Source organism: Gimesia sp. (assembly GCF_040219335.1).
In the GTDB taxonomy this organism is placed as follows: domain Bacteria; phylum Planctomycetota; class Planctomycetia; order Planctomycetales; family Planctomycetaceae; genus Gimesia.
On the sequence record NZ_JAVJSQ010000013.1, the window covers coordinates 15,794 to 39,938 of the forward strand.

16 protein-coding genes are annotated in these 24,145 nt (G+C 47.4%); 13 read left to right on the forward strand and 3 right to left on the reverse strand.

Annotated features, from left to right (window positions below; translation table 11 throughout):
- Window positions 1-357: 357 nt before the first annotated feature.
- The 10 genes from RID21_RS11510 (at window position 358) to RID21_RS11555 (ending at window position 16,701) form a co-directional block, all read left to right on the forward strand.
- Window positions 358-678 carry a transposase gene (locus tag RID21_RS11510; RefSeq protein ID WP_261343312.1) on the forward strand — a complete coding sequence of 107 codons (321 nt, stop codon included), beginning with the start codon at window positions 358-360 and terminating at the stop codon, window positions 676-678.
- Window positions 679-1,034: 356 nt separating this feature from the next.
- Window positions 1,035-2,153 carry a DUF4339 domain-containing protein gene (locus RID21_RS11515; RefSeq protein WP_145441604.1) on the forward strand — a complete coding sequence of 373 codons (1,119 nt, stop codon included), beginning with the start codon at window positions 1,035-1,037 and terminating at the stop codon, window positions 2,151-2,153.
- Complete coding sequence (locus tag RID21_RS11520; RefSeq protein WP_145441605.1) at window positions 2,143-3,234, forward strand: DUF1559 family PulG-like putative transporter; 1,092 nt, start codon at window positions 2,143-2,145, stop codon at window positions 3,232-3,234. Before RID21_RS11515 ends, RID21_RS11520 begins: the two co-directional genes overlap by 11 nt.
- A 74-nt stretch (window positions 3,235-3,308) precedes the next feature.
- Window positions 3,309-3,446: a hypothetical protein gene (locus tag RID21_RS11525; protein WP_350189025.1), complete on the forward strand. Its 138-nt coding sequence runs from the start codon at window positions 3,309-3,311 to the stop codon at window positions 3,444-3,446.
- 180 nt (window positions 3,447-3,626) lie between these two features.
- Window positions 3,627-4,481 carry a carboxylesterase family protein gene (locus tag RID21_RS11530; protein WP_145441606.1) on the forward strand — a complete coding sequence of 285 codons (855 nt, stop codon included), beginning with the start codon at window positions 3,627-3,629 and terminating at the stop codon, window positions 4,479-4,481.
- Between the two features lie 581 nt (window positions 4,482-5,062).
- Window positions 5,063-9,463, forward strand: coding sequence for a hypothetical protein (locus tag RID21_RS11535; RefSeq protein ID WP_350189027.1), 4,401 nt, complete (start codon window positions 5,063-5,065; stop codon window positions 9,461-9,463).
- A gap of 76 nt (window positions 9,464-9,539) precedes the next feature.
- Entirely contained in the window at window positions 9,540-11,516 is a 1,977-nt protein-coding gene (locus RID21_RS11540; protein WP_145441608.1) for a formylglycine-generating enzyme family protein, read from the forward strand.
- A 67-nt stretch (window positions 11,517-11,583) separates the two neighbouring features.
- Complete coding sequence (locus RID21_RS11545; RefSeq protein ID WP_145441609.1) at window positions 11,584-13,179, forward strand: glycosyltransferase family 39 protein; 1,596 nt, start codon at window positions 11,584-11,586, stop codon at window positions 13,177-13,179.
- Between the two features lie 271 nt (window positions 13,180-13,450).
- Window positions 13,451-14,911 carry a glycosyltransferase family 39 protein gene (locus RID21_RS11550; protein WP_194242523.1) on the forward strand — a complete coding sequence of 487 codons (1,461 nt, stop codon included), beginning with the start codon at window positions 13,451-13,453 and terminating at the stop codon, window positions 14,909-14,911.
- An 89-nt stretch (window positions 14,912-15,000) separates the two neighbouring features.
- Window positions 15,001-16,701, forward strand: a complete 1,701-nt coding sequence (locus tag RID21_RS11555) for a DegT/DnrJ/EryC1/StrS family aminotransferase (protein WP_145441611.1) — start codon at window positions 15,001-15,003, stop codon at window positions 16,699-16,701.
- A gap of 301 nt (window positions 16,702-17,002) precedes the next feature.
- Here RID21_RS11555 and RID21_RS11560 read toward each other — a convergent pair whose 3' ends face one another.
- From RID21_RS11560 to RID21_RS11570, 3 genes are all read right to left on the reverse strand, one after another.
- Window positions 17,003-17,242 carry a hypothetical protein gene (locus RID21_RS11560; RefSeq protein WP_145441612.1) on the reverse strand — a complete coding sequence of 80 codons (240 nt, stop codon included), beginning with the start codon at window positions 17,240-17,242 and terminating at the stop codon, window positions 17,003-17,005.
- Window positions 17,243-17,247: 5 nt separating this feature from the next.
- Window positions 17,248-19,050: a hypothetical protein gene (locus RID21_RS11565; protein ID WP_350189029.1), complete on the reverse strand. Its 1,803-nt coding sequence runs from the start codon at window positions 19,048-19,050 to the stop codon at window positions 17,248-17,250.
- A gap of 46 nt (window positions 19,051-19,096) precedes the next feature.
- Window positions 19,097-20,271, reverse strand: a protein-coding gene (locus RID21_RS11570) for an IS3 family transposase (protein WP_350189031.1) whose coding sequence is annotated in 2 segments (ribosomal slippage) — window positions 19,097-20,007 and window positions 20,007-20,271 — 1,176 coding nt in all. Because the reading frame shifts where the segments join, the coding sequence is not laid out codon by codon here.
- Between the two features lie 600 nt (window positions 20,272-20,871).
- Here RID21_RS11570 and RID21_RS11575 point away from each other — a divergent pair.
- The 3 genes from RID21_RS11575 to RID21_RS11585 all read left to right on the forward strand — a co-directional run bounded on the left by RID21_RS11575 (window position 20,872) and on the right by RID21_RS11585 (window position 23,701).
- Window positions 20,872-21,129, forward strand: a complete 258-nt coding sequence (locus RID21_RS11575) for a hypothetical protein (protein ID WP_350189033.1) — start codon at window positions 20,872-20,874, stop codon at window positions 21,127-21,129.
- Window positions 21,130-21,341: 212 nt separating this feature from the next.
- Entirely contained in the window at window positions 21,342-22,553 is a 1,212-nt protein-coding gene (locus tag RID21_RS11580; RefSeq protein ID WP_350189035.1) for a recombinase family protein, read from the forward strand.
- Window positions 22,554-22,636: 83 nt separating this feature from the next.
- Window positions 22,637-23,701 carry a hypothetical protein gene (locus RID21_RS11585; protein ID WP_350189037.1) on the forward strand — a complete coding sequence of 355 codons (1,065 nt, stop codon included), beginning with the start codon at window positions 22,637-22,639 and terminating at the stop codon, window positions 23,699-23,701.
- The last annotated feature ends 444 nt before the right edge of the window (window positions 23,702-24,145 follow it).

Sequence of the window (24,145 nt, forward strand, 5' to 3'; positions counted from 1 at the left end):
GTGGCGCCGGAAAGAGCTTTAAAAAACGGGAAACAGCGAAATAAAAAATCACTGGGCACAGCAGCGACTCCTAAATGAGAACAGCCCTACCCCCTGCGTGCATCATTTTCTTTCTGGCGATTAAGAATATTCGTGGTTTGCATCGCGCTTGCGATATCCGTCAGGAACAGTGACCATCGTCACCATTCTCATGGATGAAGCGTTGACAAAGGAAAATATTGCAGTGTTGTACGTCTTTAGCTGGAACGCGGAACTCGATCCGCGCTCGATCAAAAACATGCTCAACTTGGGACACCTGCTCTGCAAGTTACCGGCAATAACTCGCTGTGAGCTCTGGGCTACAATCTCTGGATCCGCATACCGGCAACCAGAAAACATGCGCGTCGAGTCGACTATGAATATGAGCGGTGTGAAACCGCCAGTATTTTCATGTTCACGGAACCTTTGTCGGGCTTGCGGGAAGTCCGAGTCCGCGATAAGCGGACCAAAGTAGACTGGGCGATTGAAATGGAGCGGCTGCTGACATTACGTTATCGCTCTGCCAGAAAAGTCATCGTCATCTGCGACACTTTGCACACGCATACCAATGGAGCATTTTATGAGGCCTTTCCAGCTGAGAAGGCGCGTTCGCTGGTCCATCAGATTAAATTTGGCCAGACGCCGAAGCACGGCGGTTAGCTGAACATCGTTGAAAACAAAGTGCGTGCAATGCCCCGGTAGTCTATTACAGGTCGCCGCTTCGAATCCACGCGACTGTTGCGGAGGAAACTTGGTCCTGGTCTAAGAACTCCAACAAAAAGCAGCGGAGAGTGGACTGGCAGTTCAAAGTTCAGGACGCCAGATCGAAATTGAAGTCACTTTATCCCAAAATTAACTCCTGACACAGCACTATAATAAAGAAAAGTGAACTAATGTTGAACTTCGTCCACAGTTCAGTATATACTGGAATTTTGTCCTGACCATGGAATCCACTAATTAATATGTGTGATGAATTGTATTTTTCAAACGTTTTTCAACATTGATTGTGATTATCAATGGCAACTGAATGGTTCTACAAACAGTCTGAAGAAGAGCTGGGGCCATATCTCTTCAGTGACATGGTGGACATGGTGCGTGAAGAGCGTTTATTGCCTGACACCTTAGTGCGTCCCAGCTATATGGATGAGTGGCAACGGGCAGATTCTGTAGTGGGTCTGTTTTATATGGCGCGGAAAGAACCGGAGACCCTGCCCCCCGTTTCTTCTGAAGAAATGGACCCTGATAATGAATATGCTGATGAAAATGATCTAGATGTATTTCTGGCAAATTCAGATGAAACTGAGTCGACTGCTTCTGCTCTTCCGGAACAAAAATCTGAACGCCCGGGTTGGCTGAAACGGCTACTGTCATTGAGAGACAGCAAGATTCCTCCGGTTCCTCTCGCCCCCCAACGTGAGGTTCATGTCAATCTTCACGCTCCTGTTGACGGCAGCACGGAATCAGCGACCAGTTTGGAACAGCTTGAGGACGCGCTCAGCGATTCAGACAATCTAAACGATGATGTTGAAATAGGTGCTTATTCCGAAGAGACCTGGTCATCGACGGTGAACGCAGCTGTCGAGCGCGTCGATGCCCGGGCATCCAAACAGGAACAGACTTCACCTCCCAGACACATACTCCCCACATTCAGCTTTTCCTTTCGGGATCATCCTGCTTTTCGCAAGTTGCTGGTGGGTTGCGTTTTCATCCTCTGTGCGAGTCTGGGGATCTATGGATTTGTCAATTGGATGGGGCAGGGGAAACTCTATTTTCCTTTTATCGGATATACCTCGCCCCTGTTGTTTCTGGCATATGCTGGCTGCTCCTTACTGACGGTTCTTATGCTGGGACCACTGCTGGTCTATATTGCAGCGCCTTATTTGCGTCTCGGGTACCGAGTGGGGGCAGCTTTGGTGACCGCGAATATCACAATATTATTTCTGTTGAACTGGTCGGAAAAACAGAACATGATTTTCCCTTCACGCAGACCGACTGAAACCAAACTGATCTTTCCGCTCCTGGGAGAATGTTCCCCGTTTGCATACTGGATGTACTTTGTAGATTCCGTGGTCATTGTGGCTGTAGTGGCTTACTTTGCCGCCTGGTGGCTGGAGGCGCAAGCTGATGAAATCTAAACCTGGAAATATCGTACGAATCAACCACAGTTCTCTAACAGAGGCGTTTCGCCAGAGAGCAGGTTTTACCCTTGTCGAATTACTGGTTGCGACAGCGATCATCGGGATCTTAATTGCGCTGGCGCTTCCCGCGGTTCAGTCAGCACGCAACTCGGCCAGACAGTTGCAGTGTTTAAATAATATGCGCAATGTAAGTCTGGGACTGCTACAGGCGACAGACAGTGCGAATCGGTTCCCTGCTTGTGGTTATTTCGGAGATGGGACACCGACAGGTGGGGGCTCTTTTCGGAGCTGGGTTGTGGCCATTCTACCTTATATTGATCAGTCCAACCTGTACAATCAATGGGATGTTGACCTGAACTACAAAGACCCCGTTAATGCTCCCCTGGCCCAAACGCATCTCCCTGTCCTGACCTGCCCTGATGATATTACTGAAGTCCCCGGCCAGGGAAATCTGACTTACGTCGTCAGCAGTGGTGTCGGCTTTTCTGCAATGATTGGTGGAATCCATGACTGTCCAGTTGGTCCTTCATCAGGAAAGCTGGATTTGAATGGAAACGGGATTACATGCAACTCATCTACGGAGGGGGATGGAACACCGTCAGATCGGGAAATTTTTTTCCAGATGGGACTGTTTTTCAACGAAACGTGGAAAGGGGTTATTCGGGCCAAGCGTCACCATCAGATGTCTGGGCTTACAGATGGTGCTTCCAATACCATGCTGATTTCTGAGAATATTCGTACGGGGTATGATCCAGCCAGACCTGATTCAGCCAACTGGGCTTCGCCGAATCCCTATCTCACCAGTTTTTATATAGGCAATCCCTGCCTGAATGGCAACTGCGCTTCCGGAAACGTGGATTATAATCGCTCAAATTCAGGTCCAAGCAAGATTAACGCCGGAATCACTCAGCCCGAGGGGAGTGCCCCTTTTCCCAATTCACTGCACGAAGGAGGCGTTAACGTTGGATACTGTGATGGACACATTCAGTTTCTATCAGCAGACATTGACGGAAAAGTATATGCTGCTCTCGCCAGTCCCCAAGGGCAGGCATTAAGTGGTACGCCACTGGAACAATAAGCGTAGTATTTCAGAACTTCAGCTTCTGAATCTATCTAAAATTTAGCAGTAATAATGATCGCTCGAAATCAATTATGTACTCAGATTTAGGGGGGATGGCCTTTGGCACCTCGATCCTGGCCTCGAGGATGCTCTGCGTCATCAGCGGACCGGTGACACTTCTACCGACCGAAGCAGAATACGAATATGCCTGCCGTACCGGATCCAGATAACCAGCTTCTTATCAATCGCAAGGAAGTGGGAACCATCAATCCGAAACAGCCGCCTAGATGCGGCCTCCGCATCCTGTGACAATAGTCAGCTTGTATTCTGCAAATAAGATTGGATTGTTTGATATGCGAGCAAGTGTCTGGTAATGCTGCTCGTACTTTATCTCTCGAGATTGAGTCAATATGAAGGTTTCTAAATCCACCATCGGCTTCATCATGGCATGGATCCTGGTGAATGCAGGATTCTTTACCTTCCTTTCATCGAATCATGATAAAACCAAAACCGAAATCATTTTGGCTCCCGAGATTGTCAACGAATTTGAGTCCCTCCCGACTCCAAATCTGACAGGTATTTCAAAAGATTCTGTTACTCTCAGAGCAAGGCTTTTGAAACCGGAGAGGGTTGAGAAAAGGAAAGCTTATCCCCTGATTGTGTCCCTGCATGGGGCAGGAGAACGAGGAAATGACAATCGACAACAGCTAAAATTTCTACCTCAGCAAATGGCAAAATCTCCTTGCCGAGAGACGTTTCCCTGTTTTGTTCTGGCACCGCAATGCCCGCGCGGCATGAATTGGTCGTCGACTGTAATCCAGGCTGACACTCCCGCCGGCGAAGATAAAATGCTGCTTGATCAGATTCACAAGTTAATTCTGGACATTTGCAGTAAATATCCCATTGATCAACAGAGGATTTACGTCACAGGATATTCGATGGGAGGCTTTGGGACCTGGAGTATGATTGCCCGTTACCCGGAATTGTTTGCTGCAGCCGTACCGATTTGCGGTGGAGGCAATCCGGAAACAGTATCCAGATTCTCAAAGATGGCCATCTGGATTGCTCACGGAGATGCAGATCAGACCATACCGGTAGCTTCTTCAAGAAGGATGGTCAAGGCACTTCAACAGGTGGGCAGTTCACCAGTTTACGTGGAGTTAAGGGGAGTCACTCATGATAGCTGGACACCCACATACAGCGAGCAGTCCGGAATGATGGAATGGTTATTCAAACAAAGAAGATCTCCGGGCAGTTCTCATTGAAAATCTTCTGAACTCTCTATCTCAAATGGTCCCAGATCCCATGCCTGAGAAATACCTTCTATCCAATCTTGCAAATCGAATGTACAACAATAATTAACCATAATTATTGTTGTACATTAGTAAATGTGAATGTAACATGAATATTGGCATGACTGTTATTTTGTACCGAGGAATATGAGTTTATGTTCAATCGAAATAACGTTATTTATCTGATTTTAAGATCTTTTTATTGTTGGATTATTCTTCTCAGTTCTCCTGATTTTGAGACGACCTGCCTGCGAGCAGATACAGGCAGTCAGAAGCCAGAATCCAGGGTAGAGAAAGCGAGAAGTAACCCTGCCACTAAGACGTCGATGTCCCTGGCAAGCATTAAAGATTCTTTTCTTGCTCACGATGCTGATGAGAATGGTCAGTTATCCAGATCAGAATTTCTCAAATCGTTTCCTGAACAGAATCAACCCGTCGCTCAAAGAGACTTTAAGCTATTCAATCGTGATGGTGATCAGGCTCTGTCATTTGAGGAATACCGTACAATTCCAGGTCTCGTTCCTAAACGATTTCGTGGTTCGATCACTCATTCTTTGGCTGCTTATCTTGAAAAACAGACAGACGTCATTAATCAGAACTGGAAGAAGTGGGACACGGATGGAAACGACCGCCTGTCCCCTGAGGAATTCAAGTCAGCGAAACTTGAAGATCAGATCCCAGGCATACCCCAGACCACTCTGAAAGATTGGGACCGGGATGACGATGGAACCGTCAGCCGGGAGGACTGCCGTCATGTACTGGAAGCGGCTTACGGATTGAGACGCCTGAATGGTCAGCCCCTTGAGCTACCGACCGGTCAAGTAGTTTACTGGTGGCATTTCAAGGATCTGGATCGAGACCGGAATGATCAGCTGACTTTTAAGGAATTTCTAGCCTATTACAAACGCTTCGGTGAAGAAGAAACGAAACAACGTTTTAAGAAGGGGGATACCAATCAGGATGAAATTCTATCTCTCAAAGAGTGGGCAGAAATGCCCGGTTTTTTACTCGATCCAATCTCAGAATTTCGCAACTTGGATCGGAATCTCGATGCCCAGGTAGATCCGCAGGAACTGCTGGAGGGGATCGCTCCGTTTCTGCGTCCGCTGGCACAGTTTACCTTTCCGGGTTTTGACCGGGATCAGGATGGAACGCTTTCATTAGATGAGTACCGACTGACGCTGGTGGCGAACCGGGTGGAAAACTGGGATGTCACTTCCCGGGATACGGATCATGACGGTCGCCTGAGCCTGCAGGAAATGGCCTGGATCCCCGGCCTGGAATTGAGTCTGTTGCGTCAGGATTATTTTCAACGGCTGGATCAGAATCAGAACGGCTACCTGGAACTCGAGGAGTTCAAAGTGTCGGTCAACGGTGGAAAAGTCCCCCCCGAGATAGCCTTGAAAGCTGGTTTTTACAGCCGGGACGCCAATCGGGACAGGCAAGTGACCGAAGATGAATTCGTGGCCTCGTTCCCAGAAGAGCAGCAGGCGGGAGCCAGACGCGACTTTCATCTGTTTAACCGTGACGGGAATAAACTCCTCTCGTTTGAAGAGTATCGCACGATCGCCGGTCTGATCCCTGTCGCTTTACGTCAGGGACTGCCGCATCCTCTGCAACCTCTGGTTGAACAGCAGCTGGCTCTGATCGAAAAACACTGGCAGCAGTGGGATCAGGATAGTAACGACAGTTTGTCCCCTGAGGAATTTGAAGGAGCAAAGATTCACGAAACGATTTCCGGATTACCACCTGCAGACATAAAAGCATGGGACCGGAATAACGACGGGCAAATCAGCAAGGATGACTGTCACCGGGTAATCGAAGCCGCTTATGGACTCCGGCGCCTCGATGGCCAGCCTTTGTACCTTCCCTCGGGACGCATCGTATATTGGTGGCATTTTAAAAATCTGGACCGAGATCACAACGAACAACTGACCTTAGAAGAGTTTCAAAGTTACTACCGGAGATATGGAGAAGAGAAAGGGAAGCAAAGGTTTACCGATGGAGACTCTGACCAGAATCAGACGATCTCACTTCAGGAATGGACAGAGATGCCAGGTCTGTTGCTCGACCCAATTTCTGAATTTCAACTAATGGATCGCAACCTGGACACCTTTGTGGATCAGGATGAGCTTGTCGAGCAGACCTCAAAATGGTTAGTCCCATTATCTCGGTATACCTTTCCAGGGTTTGACCTTGATCGTGACGGAAAACTCTCTCTTGACGAATATCGTATGACCATGCCGGTCAATAAGTTGGAGAACTGGGCAGTTACTTCACGTGATTCGGATTTTGATGGGCGTTTGAGCCTGAATGAGATGGCCTGGACTCCCGGACTGGAGTTAAGCCTCTTAAGACATGAGTACTTTCGACGCCTTGACCTCAACCAGAATGATTTTCTCGAACTAAATGAATATCAGTTTTCCATCGACAGTAGTCGGGTACCCGTGGAGATTGTACTACAGGTTGCTTTTGCTTCCAGAGATACTGACCAGGATGGCCGGTTAAATGAAACGGAGTATTTGGCAGCCTTTCCCCAAGAGAAGCAGGCAGAAGCAAAACGTGATTTCCAGCTGTTTAATCTGGACGGTGATGATCAATTATCTGCTCAGGAATTTCGAACGATACCCGGTCAGGTTCCATTGGCTTTACGTGGGGCTTTGCCGCATCCACTGACTCCGATGATTGAAAAGCAGATAGCTCTGATTGAAGAAAACTGGGAGCAGTGGGATCAGGATGGGGATGGCAATCTGTCTGCGAAAGAATATCCATCCACAACATTGAGTACACACCTGCCAGGCATCGAATCTCTTGAGCTGCGCGAGTGGGATCATAATTCGGACGGTACCATTGACCTGGAAGAATGTCGAGGGGTGATAACAGCCGCCTATGGATTGCGACGTCTGGATGGCCAGCCTCTTCAGCTTCCCTCGGGGCTTGTTGTCTACTGGTGGCATTTCAAAGATCTGGACCGCGATCACAGTGATGGCTTATCCCTGGCAGAGTTTCAGACCTATTACAACCGATTTGGTGAAGAGGATGCAAAAACGCGTTTTCAGAAAGGGGATACGAATCAGGATGAAATACTCTCACTTAAAGAGTGGGCAGAGATGCCCGGTTTTTTACTCGATCCCGTTTCAGAATTTCGTAAATATGATACCAGCTATGATGGGAGACTCAGTCAGCAGGAAATCACCGATGGTGTCGCTCCATTTTTGAAGCCGCTGGTCAAAACCATCTTTCCCGGGTTTGATCTCGATGGGGATGGATTTCTTTCACTTGACGAGTACCGCTTAACCATGGTGGCGAATCGAGTGGAAAATTGGATGCTCAGCGCACGAGATCAGGATCATGACGGAAAGTTAAGCCTGTCCGAACTGCCATGGACTCCAGGGCCGGAACTAAGTCTGTTACGTAAGGAGTATTTTGACAGACTGGACCAGAATCGGGATGGTTTTCTTGACCCGAACGAGTTTAACTTTTCCATTGATGCCAGTAAGACTTCCCCAGAGGTGGCACTCAAAGCCGGGTTCCGCAAACGCGATACTGATCAGGACGGATTTTTGACCCCGTCTGAATTTACGGCTGCATTTCCTGCAGATAAACAACTTGAGGCACGACGGGATTTTCAGCTCTTTGATCGGAATGTGGATCAGAAACTGGCACTTGATGAGTACGCTGCAGTACCGGGGATGGCTCCGAGTCAGCTTCGTGGTGCTTTGTCAAATCCACTCAGCGGCCTCGTTGACAGGCTCATGGAGAAGCTTGAACAAAACTGGAGCCAGTGGGATCAGGATCAAGACGGAACGCTTTCTCCCGATGAGTTTCAGTCAGCAAAACCAGGGAGACAGATCCCGGGACTGGCGCTTTCTTCCTGGCAGGACTGGGATCGAGATGCAGATGGTAAAATCAGCAAACATGATTGCCGCTGGCTGTTTGAAGCGGGATATGGATTACGTCGCCTGGACGGTCAACTGCTTCACCTGCCAACAGGGCAAATCGTCTACTGGTGGCATTTCAAGGCTCTGGATCGCGATCACAATGATTCACTGACGCTCAAAGAGTTCATGAATTATTATCAGCGACTGGGGGAAGAGGCGGGCAAAAAGCGTTTTGATCAAGGGGATGCTGACCAGGATGAAAACATTACACTCAAGGAATGGGCGGAGATGCCCGGGCATCTGCTCGATCCGATTGCCGAATTTAGGAAGATGGATCTCAATCTGGATGCGTCCCTGGACGAAACCGAACTGATGGAAGGCATTGCTCCTTTTCTGCGACCACTGGCAAGCTATACTTTTCCGGGGTTTGACCTGAATCAGGATGGAGTGCTTTCTCTCGATGAATATCGAACATCTCTGCCTGCGAATCGGGTTGAAAACTGGATTTCCTATTCCCGGGACACAGACAAAGACGGACGGGTGACACTGACGGAACTAGGCTGGTCTTCAGGCCTGGAATTAAACCTGTTGCGCCAGGAATATTTTGACCGACTGGACGTCAACAAAAATGGCTATCTGGATTTTAACGAATTCAAATTCACTGCAGATATGAGCAAAGTCCCCAAGGCACTCTTCCTGAAACACTGCGACAAAAATCAGGATGGTTCTTTAAACCTTGACGAAGTTCTCAACGCAGAGAAAAACAGCGGCAAAATCAAGCTGGATGGGAGTCCAGAACCGCGCGTCATGCGGATCGAAGAGGCGTTTTATCGAGCAGATGTGAACGGTGACAAACTGATCAGTCTGGTAGAACTGGACACTGAAGCGGGTAATCAGATTCTCGCACCCGATATGTCTTTCAAGACCGGGAACCGCAGCAGTCTCCAGGTGTCAAAAAAGGATGAGGCACCGGAAGGTGAATCAAATATGATGCTTCTCGTTCTGGGGCTGAATGTCGTCCTGGTCCTGGGAGTGATTCTGTTTTTGTTTCGATCTCATTTCAAAAAAGCTTGAACCAGGAGTTCTCCAGATCATATTGCGGACGGAATCAGTTGTAAGCTGGAAAACAGAAAGAGCTCAAGGACTCGCAATGTATAGAGGACAAAACTGCGTTACAAATCAGTATTCACGACGGGGAATCACCAAACGTGAGATCATCGTTGTATCTTGTGTGGCGATCCTGTTGATAGCCATTATTTCGCCTCTTGTGATCTATTCTCGCGAATCATCTCGTCTGCTGCATTGTCAGTCGAATCTGAGACGTCTCGGCACAGGACTCGCGGCATATCAAACCACGTATCAATGTCTGCCTCCTGCTGCGATCTGGAGCACGCAAGCGATGCATTCGCTCTCTCTGAATATGAGTACGCGTCCTGATCTGTTCACGCATGCTAACTGGGCTTTGATGCTGTTGCCTTTTGTGGGGGAGGAACACCTGGCAGAAAAAATGGATTATCGCCAGCCCGTCAGCATCGAACAAAATGCTGCAGTTCGCACGACATTCCTCTCAGTGATGACCTGTCCGGGTGATTCTTTTAATCAGGCTGAGAACCCGCATATTTTTGAACCGACACCAGGACAATCGATCTCTTTTGCGCGAGGGAATTATGCCATCAATGGCGGATCTCATAATATGCGGCTGGTGCCAGGATCAACCACAATTCCGTCAGGAGACGGAGCGCAGTTGAAAATCGACCGGGAAAACAGAGAGTTTCAATACTGGGGAAATGGCGTTGCCGGATTTAATATTTCATTTCGACAGAAAGATTTTGCAAATGGAAGTTCGTCTCTAGTGGTCTTTGATGAAGTGCGTGCTGGGATTCACCCCGTCGACCCACGAGGAGTCTGGGCGTTCGGTCAGATCGGGAGTAGCGTCACGTGGGCACATGGTGTGAACGGAGATGATTATGGCCCCAATAATCAATGGCCGCGATCTGATGATATTCTCGGGTGTGCGCGCCTGCACGATACCGTTGGGACAGAGACTTTAAAAAAAGAAGGAATGCCCTGCGTCTCCTATCTTGATAGTAACACCAACGCTACCGCACGCAGTCTTCACACTGAAGGAGCAAACGTTCTGTTTCTGGATGGCACCAGTCGTTTTTTATCAAATCAAATAGATCCGGGGCTCTGGCATGCAATTCATTCCAGGGAAACCCCTTCAGAATTACTGAGCTCCAATGATTTTGATCACCAGCTTGCCACTGAGAATTTTAACGACGAGGCTGCTTTGAGTGATGAGTCAGAGCAGCATAAAAATCAATCCACAAAAAAAACTACTTCATTGACTAATAGTATTGGAATGCAGTTTGTCCTTGTCCCTGCAGGTACTTTCACCATGGGGATAGCGGACTCAGGGAATAATCATAATCCTCCTCCAGAAACTCCCGCTCACTCAGTCACTATTACAGAAGATTATCTGCTAGGTCAGTATGAAGTGACCCAGGAACAGTATTTACGAATCACGGGTAACAATCCGAGTTATCATCTATCCGAAGATTCCACGGAAGGTGATGCCGGGAAAAAACCTGTTGAACGAGTGACCTGGTATGAAGCACAAGAGTTTTGCAGACAACTCTCGAATCTTTCAACAGAGCAGATGCAGGGGCGCACATATCGGCTACCCACTGAGGCGGAATGGGAATATGCCTGCAAGGCTGGATCAGATGAACCATTTGATTGGGGCAGATACCGAAAGAACTCAGGTGACACTGGTTATGCAGGTGGGATCAGACCGGCACTGCCTGTGACATCCGTCGGCCATTATCCGGCAAATTCAATGGGAATTTATGATATGCGAGGCAATGTCTGGGAATGGTGTTCCGACTGGTTTGATCGCGACTATTATCATCGCTCTCCCCGAGAAAATCCCCGGGGCCCAGCACAGGGATTTATTAAAGTGGTCCGCGGGTCTGACTGGCGCTTTACCGGTGAAACCTGTCGCATCGATTATTCCATGATGCCTCCCTGGAAGGCCAGCCCCTTTGTCGGATTTCGAATAGTTTGTGAATTGCACCAAATACCGGATGAGAACTCGATTCATAATCACGGGAATGTAGCTGATTGAACTAATAAAACGTTCTCAAAAAAAGTAGAACCGCTCAATCTATAGAACGTTATCAAGATTCCTTGCTATGGACTTTCCAGAATCCACTCTCCAAAACACGACTTCCACAAGAGCATATTCGAAACTCTGGTGGCTGATCCCGATCGTGGTATTGACTGTTTTTCTCAGGGGCCAAAACCTGTCAGAGGTAGGCTATCTGTTTGACGAGAGTTTCAGCCTGCAAATGGTCCAGTTCCCCTTTCAGGAAATGATGGAACGGATCCCTGAAGATACCGGCCCACCTATGTTCTATATCATCCTGAAAGCCTGGATAGGGTTATTCGGTAATTCCCTGTTTTCAACACGCATGTTGAGCGTCGCACTGGGAACAATTACGGTATTAGGGGTCTATTTCCTGGCCTATGAGGCGTACCGTAAACGAGGAGATGCCAGTTCAGAAAAACAGGCACGATTCATCGCTATTACCGCAGCTTTACTGGCGGCGCTCTGCCCACTGCATATCACCTGGTCTCAACGTATTCGCATGTATTCTCTGGGGACCACATTGGCTGTACTGTCGAGCTTGTTTCTTTTTCGTGCACTCAAGCGTCCTGAAAGGAGCGCACGTGACTGGGGCTTGTTTACTCTGACAGGAATCTTACTGATTTACACCCACTATTTTGGACTGTTTACGCTGACCGTCGAATTCGGGTTTGCACTTGGATATCTGCTATTGAATTCCACAGAAAAAAAGTGGACACATCGACTAAACCATATATGGCCTCTGGTTCTTTCTGCCTTCGCAATCTGGTTTGTCTGGTCTCCCTGGATTCCACAATTTTTGTACCAGCGATCACATGTAAATCAGACTTTCTGGAGTAGTCCCCTTACGTGGGATCGCTTTGGTTCACAAATCGCCCTGCTGTTCGATTTGAATTTATGGTTGAGCAATTCGCCACAGAAAGGTTTACTTGCTGCAGAAATCTGCTTTGTCTTCCTGGTGATCCTGGTCATGGGACGTCGTCCGGCTGATATTTATATTGCGCTAGCAGCAAGTGTCCCCATTTTGATTGTTGTCATCATTTCAAAAATATCTCGCAGTGTATTTGCATATCGCTATTTGCAATTCGCACATATTTTTATGTTAATTGCCATAGCTGTTCTGCTCTCTCGTCTCCCAGTGAAACCTCTCCGGTTGAGTATGACTGTTCTCGTCATATCAGGTATGGGATTCCTCGCCTGGAAGCATTATGAAGTCAGGCAAAAACATGCTGTTTTACCTGGTATGGAAACGGCAATTGCCCGTTTTGAACAGTCTCGGGGGGCGGATGAAAAATTGATCTGTTGTAACCCCATGTTATTTACTTCTGCTGATGCATATTCCCGAAACAGGCACACAATTTTTGTAGATGGTTCGCCGGACAGGTATCCCTTTTTTCAGGGGACAGCGGTCATTCGAGAAAATGAATATCTTGCACCCGCTGAATATCTTGGTGAGAACAGTAACGCATTCTGGACTCTGGATGCTCAACGCTGGTTCAATGGTACCTGGGAAGTTCATGTACCGACTGGCTGGAGAAAGGCAGGGGAAATGCATTTTCCTGAATTTTATGCAGATCTCATTTTGCGGTTATATGTTCGTGAAGATAAACCGCAGGCTCAGCAAACGCCACTTCTCCAATAAGGGAAGCGGGACGCTGATGTTAAGAACGACACCAAATTTAGTAGTTTGAAGTAAAAGAATAAGTGCAGCGGAGTATAAATATTAAAACATTCGAACTACTTCTGACAGGTAAATTCCTTATCCGGGAAAGAATCAGGTGTGGGAAAAATTAATGCAATCAGAGCTAACTTCCAATACTGATAGAACAAAATACAGACTAACTCCTGCGGTCGGGATGTTACTGGTTGTTCTATTGATTGCTATGATTTTCAGAGTGCATCGAATTTCAGACATGAGTTTCTGGTTTGATGAAAGCTTCTGTCTCAAAATGGCAGAGTTCCCCATTTCCGATTTGTGGGTCCATGCAAAGGAAGATCCGCATCCACCATTATTTTACTTCATCCTGAAGTACTGGATGATGCTGTTTGGCTCATCGACCTTGGCCACCAGGCTGGCCAGTTTCATCCCGGGTATCTTGTCCATCATTGGGATTTTTCTGGTAGTAAAAGAAGCATATCGCGACCCACAAACAGGAAACTGTAGCTCCTCCGTGAATTCGGCTGCCGTCGTAGCCGCTGCTCTGGTCGCGTTAAGCCCACTCCACATATTATGGTCATATCAGGTGCGGATGTACGCGGCAGGTACTGCTCTGGCTGCTTTTTCAAGCTGGTTTCTGCTCAAGGTCCTGCGACGAGAACCCTCACGCAAACGTGACTGGTATTTTTTCACAATGACGGCGATCGCCCTGGTTTACACACATAATTTCGGGCTGTTCGTAGTCACAGCGCAATATCTCTTTGCAGCCGGTTATCTGTTGCTACATCACCGTGCTGCGAGTTTGTTACAAGCGGGCTCCCGACTGATGCCGCTTTTGATCTCAGCGACAGGCACTCTTCTCGCCTGGCTGCCCTGGCTGCCTTCGTTTCTCCATCAGAGACAACTTGTTGTCGAGGGTTTCTGGACGAAACCATTCAGTTGGCAGACAGCGGGAGCGACGCTCTTTGATATGTTTGGCTTTGATCAGGCAATGGATATGACCCCGGTCATTGGTCTGATTGCAGGTCAGATCATGGTATTGATTCTATTGTTGCTGGCATTCGGGCGTCGTCCGGGGGACTATTTTCTAGCTCTGATAGCCGGTTTCCCGTTTGTAGCTGGAATTCTCGTGTCCATCTTTTCACGAAATATCTTCAATGATCGCTATTTCATGTTCAATCAGATCTTTCTTTTTGCTGCGCTGGCTGTATTAATCAGTCGTATCAGCTTGAAACCGATTCAATTCTGCCTGTATGGAATCTGCATCGCAGGGACCGGTTTTCTGGCTTATGAACAATGGCTCAATCGTGAAGCAGATTTCAAACTGCCTGCCATTCAGGGCGCCATGGCGAGTATTGAAGAACGGCGGAAACCAGGGGAACTGCTTCTGGTGTGTGATCCTGCGATTTATGTATCTGTGATCGCCCATGCCAGAGAACGCGGAGATATTTTCACATTTCATCCGGGTGAAGACTATCCCTTTACACACGGAGCTGCTGCCATGCGGGAAGATGAATATTTACGATCACAGGAAATTGCTCAACGGAGGGATCCCTGGATCTGGGCTTTTGATGCTGACTCTTATCGTTGGAGAGTTCCGGTTCCGCCTGGTTACCGATTGGTGGGGGAAAATTCGTTTCCTGGTTTCCGAGCGAAATATGCAGTAAGACTCTATTCACGAGCAACCGAAGTGACTGCAAAACCAAACTCAAATTGAACTACAATACCACACTGGAATCGACTCGTAACACTAACTCAGGGATCTATCAGTCTTGTTTGCAGCCAGTCCATAGATTTGATCCTTCGATGTTTTCGGGCTTAGATTTAGAGTCGGGTTTCAATGCTGCTACAACTACATTCTGTCCGGAACTCCAAAAGCCCGAAATACACAGGCAGATACCTCATTTCGCGGAATTACTGTATTTATGGAGAAGCTCACCCCACGATCAAAATGATTGGATCGGGTATTTTGCAGGGAGTCTGCAAGAAACTCCTGAAGATCTTTTCCCTGAGGAATTCGAAATTGAAGCGTTACTCGAAAAAAACGAAATCCTCTCCGGATCCAGAATCAACTCCAATTTAGGGATAGCCTCTCAGTCCGAATCAACGCATCCCGGCATCAACTCATATATTTTGAGTATGTTTGCTGATCTGCAGGAAGAGATTCCGGGAGATTATTTTGAATTGAAAAAAAGCTTCACTGCTGAAACCTTGATTATGCGGAAAGCAACATTTTATCAGTTCATGGTATGGGTCTACCGGTTTATCGAGTTCAGCTTCGAGAAAATGAAATCAGCGGAATTTCTGATCCAGAATCCAGAAAAAGGGATAGAGGCTGTTGTAAACAGCTTATTTATCATCTGGTATCTGAAAAAGAATTGCACAATTTATGATCTAACATCCAGAACGAGTTACGTGGGGGGGAGATATGAAACCCAGACATCTCAGATTCAGGTTTCGTTGGGATGTGTCAGTTACAACAGACAGGCAGATCAGAACCTGCTGGAAGCGTCACGTACAGGCAGAATTGCCAGTGGTAGATTTGTGGAGGAACTTGAACATAAATTTGCTGTAAAACTGAATGTGAAACACGCAATTGCAGTTTGTAATGGCACGTTAGCAGATGCAGTTGCCTTATCCGCCATCGCATTAAAAACAGGGCTCAACAATGTCATTGTGCCATCCCTGACATTCATCGCACAGGCTAATGCTATAAGGCATGCGGGCCTGAATCCCATATTTCTAGATGTAGGAACTGATGGATTAATGGAGGATGTCGTGAACCTGGCAGAACGTAACCCGGCCATTCTCTACCCAGTCCATCTGATGGGGAAGGTCTGTCGTTGGGTGAGCCAGCTCCAGGGAACTCTGCCTGTGCTGGAAGACGCATGCGAAGCTTTAGGAAGTCAGGTTGATGGGAGATACGCAGGTACGATGGGAATGGCAGGAACTTTTTCCATGTATGTGTCTCATTCCTTTACCTCTGGAGAAGGAGGAAGGATTGCTACTAATGATGATGAAATCGCAGAACTTTGCAGATCAATCCGTGCACATGGACGCATGGGAGACAATGTAAATGAACGTTTTTGCTTTCCCCGATTGGGCTTTAATGCAAAAATGTCAAACATCCAGGCTGCATACGCAACTGCGCATATTGATGATTTTGATGAAATAATTGATAGCCGGAAGCAGGTCGTCAAGCAGCTGGCAGACCGCTTGGGAGACGATTTTGGAGTTGCAACAAACGATATTGTCGCTCATGGCTTTCCGATAAGATACCCTGACCAAAAGTCACGCGATCATGCTTTGGAGGAGATCAGTAAATCTGGTGTTGAGTGTCGCCCCCTGTTTTCCAATATTGCTCGAGAACATTTTGGCACAAAGTCAGATTTCCCGAATGCGGAAGCGATTTCATCGCAATATCTATATGTGCCTTGCCATCAGCGAATCGGCGAAAAAGATATCGAACGTATTTGCGGTTCTGTTTTGAGTTCACGCAATCTTTAGCTCAAGGACATTGACTGTTTACTTATCTGTTATCAATTATCGAGCAATAAATAAGGAACTTCCATCTGACAGAGAAAGAGAAAAAGTTTGACCTTCAGGCCCTGAAACCGACTGATATAAAAACCACCAAAATGCTAATTCCAGTAGAAACACCACTAAGGTATTGTCCCCGTTCTCTGAAGAGAGCATAGTATAAACCTTTATTGCATTATATTTACACAAGTGGCTGTTATCATATCTCTTACAGCGATTGGCAGATTGGTCTGGGTTGATAGTAATAATTAATTAATAGCATCCAGATCTACAAAACAGATCGAAACGTCAGTGTTTCCTGCAGATCCAGGTCGATCAGTTCCCGCACTCGCCGGCTGGCACAATCGCGTTTCTGGTCAATCAGCTGACTCGCGTATTGATGCCAGTCTTCTTCACGGTGGGGGCAGGTAAATCGATCATGCAGATGCCCAAGGCCGCCGACAGCTTCAGCAAAGCAGGTCGCTCCGTAACAGTTGCGGACAAAGTCGCATAAGGGGGGCTGACTCATTACGTTCACAGGTGAAGAGAAGAGAGAAGATCGCGTAACCTGGCCACAACGAATGGGGGAGCGGACTGTAACACTTTCTGTAATTGAGAATGCCAGTACGAATATTCGTTTTTTATAAACTGGGAATAATTACCTTTTAGAATACGCCTGAGCAAAATAGGGTTTTCGCCTGCAGCAGCAGCCATAATACCGAAAGCAACCAATTCTCTCCGACGTACTTCAGTCATCTCTTCTTCTAACGCAGTGTCAATATACGCGTAAGGGATAATGGTATCTAATATGCCTCGATTCCGAGCCTGATGTTCTCCCAGAAAATCGCTGAATTCACGGAATGCTTTAGTCTCCATCTGAGAAAGAACCCTTCGATACCATTTTGGTGACTGAAGTAGTTGAATCACTCTCTGAGAAGGCAACGACTCGCTATATGTTATATTGTGAAGTAAGCTAGTTAGAATCTGTTGATTATTTGTATCAAGTTCAAGGATCTCATTTAAGGATTCGGTAACATCCTGCTTTGTTTTTGTATTTTTCAGTGCGTCAATAACTGATTGTAGAGTATTTCTTGCCTGATTGTCTGTGAGTTGTTTTAAGACGCGCCGGGATATTTCTTTTACAGGTTCGTCATATATCCATATACGTGGTTTATGAGGATTTTCTACTGAATCAAATCGAAGACAACCTACGGAGAGTACTACAGCAAGTTGTAGTTGATGTGTACCTGATAATTCCACAGTCCCAAGAGACTCAACTTTTTTGAGAGACAAGGCTAATGCGTATGTCCATGGGGCCGGATGATGTAACACTACGTGGCGTGTTCGCGAAGATTCTCGACAAGGACGAGCAACTTCCCACATAAGTTCACTTGTTACGGCCAATTGTTTAATGTCTTTGAGTAACTCTGCTATCATTTCTTCAGTTTCACAGTAATCAGCGATAACATTTGTTACTTCCGAAGCCGCCCAAAAAGATTGACACAATAATTGATCATTTGTAAGGAGAGGTGTATTTAGCTCACATTGACGTAAAAAATGTTGTGTAAGAAATCCATGTATCAACCATAGTTTTGTCAACACATTTTCTTCTTCATGTTCTCTTGCTACGTCAAGAATTTGGCCGAATTGTGACCAAAATTCTGTTTTTTTATCGTTAGGAATCAATTCAGGATTTTCAGCAAAAGCTCTACAGGCATGATATCTCCGAAATGTTATTCGATGTTGATTAGCCCATTTCCATACATCGGCCCATACCTGCGTCTCTTTAGTAGTGTCGCACCATCGTCTAAGTAGACTTCCTAAGGACAGATCTTCAATCAGCGGAAGATGTCCAAATTGAGCATCGTATGCATCTAGCGTGTGCTCTATTGAGTCTTCATTTATTAAAAGATTGAGTATGTTTAAACATTCATTGATTGGTAAACCTTCACCATGAATTGAGCTGAGATGACGTGTGTCCGGACGAACTATATTATTCCAGTATTGATCTACGTCATCCATAAAGGAAGCTTGTAAGCACTGACGGAGTGCACCAATCTTTAGTTTAAAATCGGTGTCTAAACATTCGTAAATTTCACATGCTGCAGGAAACCACTGCATAAAGTCATCGGAACTTGCGTTCGTTCGATTCTGATCGATTGTCTTAAGAGTGAGTGGCGAAAGTGGACAATTATTTGAATGGTCCAGAAATGAAAGCACTGATTTTCGTATCTGAGATGAAGGGGAAAAAACTAATGGAGTGACATCTCCTGCAGTACCTTTAGATTTTCCTGCAATAACTTGATGTCCCCAAAAAACGTAAGGCCCTTTTTCCATAATTCGATGACTGACGTGCCCCCACGAATGACACCAGTCACAAGACTCAGTGTTCTTTTGTGTCAATGGCTGTTCTGCTCGCCTGTTGGAGCGGAGCGGAAGCAGGCGAGCAGAACAGCTTCGCTTCCGGTACCGGGGCTCTGTAGCCCAGTGAACTGTGCGGCCTGATGGAGTTGTAATCTCTTCTCCAGCGTTCGATCAGCACTTTGGCTTCCCATAACGTATCGAAGATTTCACCGTTGAGCAATTCATCTCTCAGTTTTCCGTTGAAGGATTCGATGTAACCATTCTCCCAGGGACTGCCTGGTTCAATGAACAAGGTTTTCACTTCAACCCTGCGAAGCCAGTCTCGAACCCGCTCTGCCGTGAACTCGGGACCATTATCACTGCGAATATGGTCCGGGACTCCACGACGCACAAACAGGTCACTGAGGCGTTCCAGTACACTTTCGCTGTTCAATCTCCTTTCCACATCAATACACAGGCACTCCCTGGTATATTCATCAAGCACAGTCAGCATCCGGAAGGCCCGGCCGTCGTGAGTCCGGCAATGCACAAAATCGTAGCTCCAGACATGATCCTGATGCCGGGGACGTAAACGGACACAGGAACCATCATTGAACCACAGTCGGCGACGTTTCGGCTGTTTTTGTGGGACTTTCAGGCCTTCCTGTCGCCAGAGCCGTTCCACTCGCTTGTGATTCACCTTCCAGCCTCGCTGTCGCAACAGTTCTGTCACACGACGGTAACCATAACGACCGTACTGGCTCGCCAGATCAATGATCTCCCGAACCAGCCGGGGTTCATCTGAGGGAACCACAGGCTGCCTCCGTTGCGTGGAACGGGATTGTCCCAGGACACGACAGGCCCGGCGTTCCGAGACCTGATCATGTCCCAGGGAATCTCTTACGAAATTCACCGCCTTACTCCGTTTCGACGGGCTCAGTAGTTTCCCGAGGCGGCTTCCCGCAGAATGGCTTTATCCAGCTCCGACTCCGCCAGCAGTTTTTTGAGCCGGGCATTTTCCTTTTCCAACTCTTTCAGACGTTTGGCCTGATCCATCCGCAAACCGCCATATTCACGACGCCACTTGTAGTATGTCTGCTGGTGAATTCCCAGTTTCTTGCACATCAGGGGAATCGTCATCCCCTGAGCGAGATGGACCTCCGCTTCCCGGAGTTTTGAAATGATCTGTTCGGATGAATGACGTTTGGTGGGCATGTTGCCTCCTCCTCAATTGGGCCAGAATCCTGATTAGTATATCAAGTTCTGGACGCGGTTAAGGGGGCCAGGTCACTATCCAGAAACTTTCAGTCACAACAACCCACCATAGGATGTCGGACACGATCTTCTAAAAGTCCGGACGAGTAACGGATGCCGGTGAAAGAATACATCGACTAGGCTGTCAGGCTGTCGTTGTATCACTGCGTTATTCGGATGACTCCTGAAAATCAGGAACGGAGTTGAGTTATCCTGTATATCCTGGCTGGTTTCCGATTCCCCGTCTCCAGCCTTAAGCCTTTGAGCTTATAGGAACTGCTCAACATCCTCTCCTGCCGTCGATCTCACTGTCTGGTGACGATGCGGCGATGCTGACTGAATCTGTCTGCACATCTGGGTAACCCCTCACTTTCCCGCTTCAACTCTGAAGATGAAACAAGCCAGATTCAACAGACATGATGACCAGGGCGAACAGGAGAATCTCATCGCTGGTATTGTCCCAGAACGTACATGAGTCATCAGGGGCAGGTAGCTGACAAAACTTCAGAACCATAAAAAAGTGACAAAACACCACAGGTCTCATTCCAAAAGGAGGTGCCAATGGCAGAACGTGAGAAAGTAAATAAGGAAATGCAACCCAGCTACAGTAAGTGTAGTCAGGGGTATAGTGGGGCAACTTCCAGGGAGCGGTTGACGCAAATCTCTCATCTGGTAGCTGATGGCGACTTCAGTCCTCTCAGTAAACTTCCCCCCAAACAACTTCAAATCGTAATTCAGTTAGTTCGTGACAAACGACGCAAAAAAATGCTGCAGTTGCTGGCAAGAGTGATTTTTGAAGATTTGAAAAACAGCTGGTAGCCACTTTTATTTTAGGGCCTTAAGACGATGCCTGCCTGCCAGATTCAAACTTAAATCACTTTGAAAAAACCTGATGCGCACATGCCTACTGTGTGTCTGACGCGGTTCAGATCAGCGCCGAAACAGGTGCTGTAAATATCATCGGTATTTGAATTTAAGGCATATGCCAGGCGATTCTGTGCCGGAACGTCCAATAAAACAGGAGTGTTTCAATGCTAAAAACAAAATTTGGCAGAAACCCAAACCCGCGGGTAGTCATTTATGCTCGAATGTCGAGCAGCAGGCAAAATCCAAGAAGCCCGGAGCAACAGATCGATACGATCACGGACACACTTAAACGTTTGGGGCTGAACTGGCAGGTAGTCGCCGTGTATCGGGACGATGCCATCTCGGGTCGTTACTTTCGTAAGCGACCAGGATTTCAAAAGATGCTTCGGGAGCTAAAGTCAGGCGTTCTACGGGCTGATTATGTTCTTGTTGATACCTTCGAACGACTGTCTCGCTCTGAAAACAACGCTGAGATTCGTCGTATGTTGCTCAAGGCAGGTACGCTTGTCTTAACAGCAGATAGTCAATTTGCAGATCCGAATAGCGTGTCAGGACGCGCTTTGTCATTCATGGAGGCTTATCGTGCGTCTGAAGAATGTCGAACTAAAGCACATAATGTCTTACGCGGTAAAAAAGACGCCATTCGAGAAGGGAAATGGCCCGGTAGTTCTCCACCATTCGGATTCTATCTGAAGAATGTTATGGTGATCCGACATGGAGTTGAAGAATTGGATCACCGGATTCTGGTACCGATCCCGGAGTTGAAGTGGATCGTCGAGTTTATTTTTACCTTATCTGCACAGGAAAACTTTGGTCCCGTCCGCATCTGTAAAAAACTCAATAGCCATCCGGATATTCCGAGTCATCTGAAACCTTTCACGGAAGCCACAGTCGCCAGCATACTTCGCAATGAACTGTATTATGGTGAAATGGTCTGGGGTAAAAACTGTACAGGGATTGAGGATGACGTAAGAGTCAAGCAGAGCATTCCAGAGGAAGAATGGGTAGTAAACTCGGAGTTCTGCGAACCCATCATTTCCAAGGAATTATGGCAGCAATCGATGCAGATGATTGAGTCACGTCGCCGAAGAGTGACGGCCCCAGATCCGGATGCCGATCATTCTGGGCTCCGCCCCCGCGGAGTGGCGCTGAAGTACCCACTATCTGGACTGGTCGTCTGCTCTTCCTGCGGACGAGCCATGGTTTCATCGGCCAGTTCTGCTTATACGACCAAGGCCGGTGAGGTTCGTAGTTATGCTTCCTACGGTTGTCCAGGTTATCGTTCTGGAGCGTGCGACAATGATCGTCGGGTTCCCGAGTCCTGGTTGCGCGAAACCGTAATTCAACTCGTGAAGGACAGGCTGTTCCCTCAATAAAACCTGCAGTTATTTTTTCTTGAAAGGGGTGACGGTAAATCACCGTCACCCCCTCTAAAATCGAAAGTGAAAGGACTCGACTGATGAATCATAAATCGAAATTGATTGAATCAGCTGAATTTAATGAGTTAGTGAAATTAATTCAGAGGCAGTTCGAACAGGACTGCCCTGAGTTGTCTGTGAAAATCAGTAACCTGCAGTCTGAGTTGAAGCAGCTTGAACGACTGCGACAAGGATGGCAACGTTCTCTGGGAAATCCCGATCTGGCTCCCGAAACCCGATCTGCATTGGAGCAGGATATCGCCGATGCGGTTAAACAAGGATACGAGATCGAGAACAGGATTTCTGAACTGGAATCAGCAAGTTCGAAAACTCAAGAAGCATTAGATCCAGTAGCGATAGTAGAGAGGCTGGATAGTCTCGCTAAATTGCTGGAAGGTGATCATGCATCAGCGATGAACGTCGCTTTATCGCAACACATTGAAGGAATTTACTGTGATGATAACGGTGAAGTTGTTGTTCGCATGTGCCGGCTTGGTGCGCTGGCGAATCCGGAGGAGATGCTTCAGCTTCTCGCTAGACCAGATGTTGACGTTTCTGACAGTCAGGAGTCTGGAACTGAGGCGATCAGGAATAAGGGACGACGACGTACCAGGCGTAATCTGGGCGATCATTTTGAAGACGACGATGTCGCAGACTTCGCGAACGACTTTGCCATCGACCGCCACCGTTATTCACAACTGGGAGACGAATGGTTTACAGAAGACGTCTTTCACATACCGGATCGCCCTCCCTGCTGGTCAGCCGCACATGCACGTGAAGTCGCGGAATACAGGCTGGAGAATAAAGCTTCCATGGAAGAAACTGTGGATCATTTCAAGAAGACAATGCCTACTATTCGTAAAGCATTAAAGTATGCGAAAGAGCATCATGGTATTGATGCGTTAGGTAAAGCCATCAGCCAGCCTTCCCGTCGGTATTGGGCAAAAGACCATGCACTTCAGGTGGCACAATTCTTCAGGCGTCCAGGGGCCAGTGTGAAGAAAGCGGAGGCAGTTTTCGGTAAATCACAACCAACACTGGCAAAAGCCAAACGCCTGGCAGTTGAAATCGAGAAATCGAAGGAAACGACTTCGAGTCCTGACTAATTTTTTACTGCCGCTATGCTTTGCTGCTCTTCGGTAAGATGCTTCCTGTGTGACCAGCTGATGGTATTGTTAACTGTCAGCTGGTCGCCCTGCCTGCGTCAGAGAGGCCTGCTGCATCAGTGGGATTACTCAAGTAGAGATCTTCAAGGTTGGGTCTGGTTAGGTCATAGTAATGAATTCCGCATGGTATTAGGCTGGTCTTCAGACCAGCCAGCTAGACTTTTTTTTAACGGGTATGATGAAAATCAAGTCGCACTGTCAGCAAATAAGTCGTTGCCTGAGTCCGTAGAACCGGGTGTAATAAATGGTACCGGGTCACGGGACGAGGTGCGATCTGTTTTCCCAATCTATGGTATGAGTGGGTCATTCACCTCGGGGGCTGGCCGATGATAGCTATGGGTCTCGAACCCGTTTTTTTAACTGGCCACCCCGCGGCCCACCCGG

Excerpts from the sequence above, each read along its gene's own strand:
- RID21_RS11580 (WP_350189035.1), top strand. The coding sequence starts at position 21,342 with ATGCTAAAAACAAAATTTGGCAGAAACCCAAACCCGCGGGTAGTCATT.
- RID21_RS11545 (WP_145441609.1), top strand. The coding sequence starts at position 11,584 with ATGGACTTTCCAGAATCCACTCTCCAAAACACGACTTCCACAAGAGCA.
- RID21_RS11530 (WP_145441606.1), top strand. The coding sequence starts at position 3,627 with ATGAAGGTTTCTAAATCCACCATCGGCTTCATCATGGCATGGATCCTG.
- RID21_RS11575 (WP_350189033.1), top strand. The coding sequence starts at position 20,872 with ATGGCAGAACGTGAGAAAGTAAATAAGGAAATGCAACCCAGCTACAGT.
- RID21_RS11555 (WP_145441611.1), top strand. The coding sequence starts at position 15,001 with ATGTTTTCGGGCTTAGATTTAGAGTCGGGTTTCAATGCTGCTACAACT.
- RID21_RS11525 (WP_350189025.1), top strand. The coding sequence starts at position 3,309 with ATGTACTCAGATTTAGGGGGGATGGCCTTTGGCACCTCGATCCTGGCC.
- RID21_RS11550 (WP_194242523.1), top strand. The coding sequence starts at position 13,451 with ATGAGTTTCTGGTTTGATGAAAGCTTCTGTCTCAAAATGGCAGAGTTC.
- RID21_RS11515 (WP_145441604.1), top strand. The coding sequence starts at position 1,035 with ATGGCAACTGAATGGTTCTACAAACAGTCTGAAGAAGAGCTGGGGCCA.
- RID21_RS11540 (WP_145441608.1), top strand. The coding sequence starts at position 9,540 with ATGTATAGAGGACAAAACTGCGTTACAAATCAGTATTCACGACGGGGA.
- RID21_RS11585 (WP_350189037.1), top strand. The coding sequence starts at position 22,637 with ATGAATCATAAATCGAAATTGATTGAATCAGCTGAATTTAATGAGTTA.
- RID21_RS11520 (WP_145441605.1), top strand. The coding sequence starts at position 2,143 with ATGAAATCTAAACCTGGAAATATCGTACGAATCAACCACAGTTCTCTA.
- RID21_RS11565 (WP_350189029.1), bottom strand. The coding sequence starts at position 19,050 with ATGGAAAAAGGGCCTTACGTTTTTTGGGGACATCAAGTTATTGCAGGA.
- RID21_RS11560 (WP_145441612.1), bottom strand. The coding sequence starts at position 17,242 with ATGAGTCAGCCCCCCTTATGCGACTTTGTCCGCAACTGTTACGGAGCG.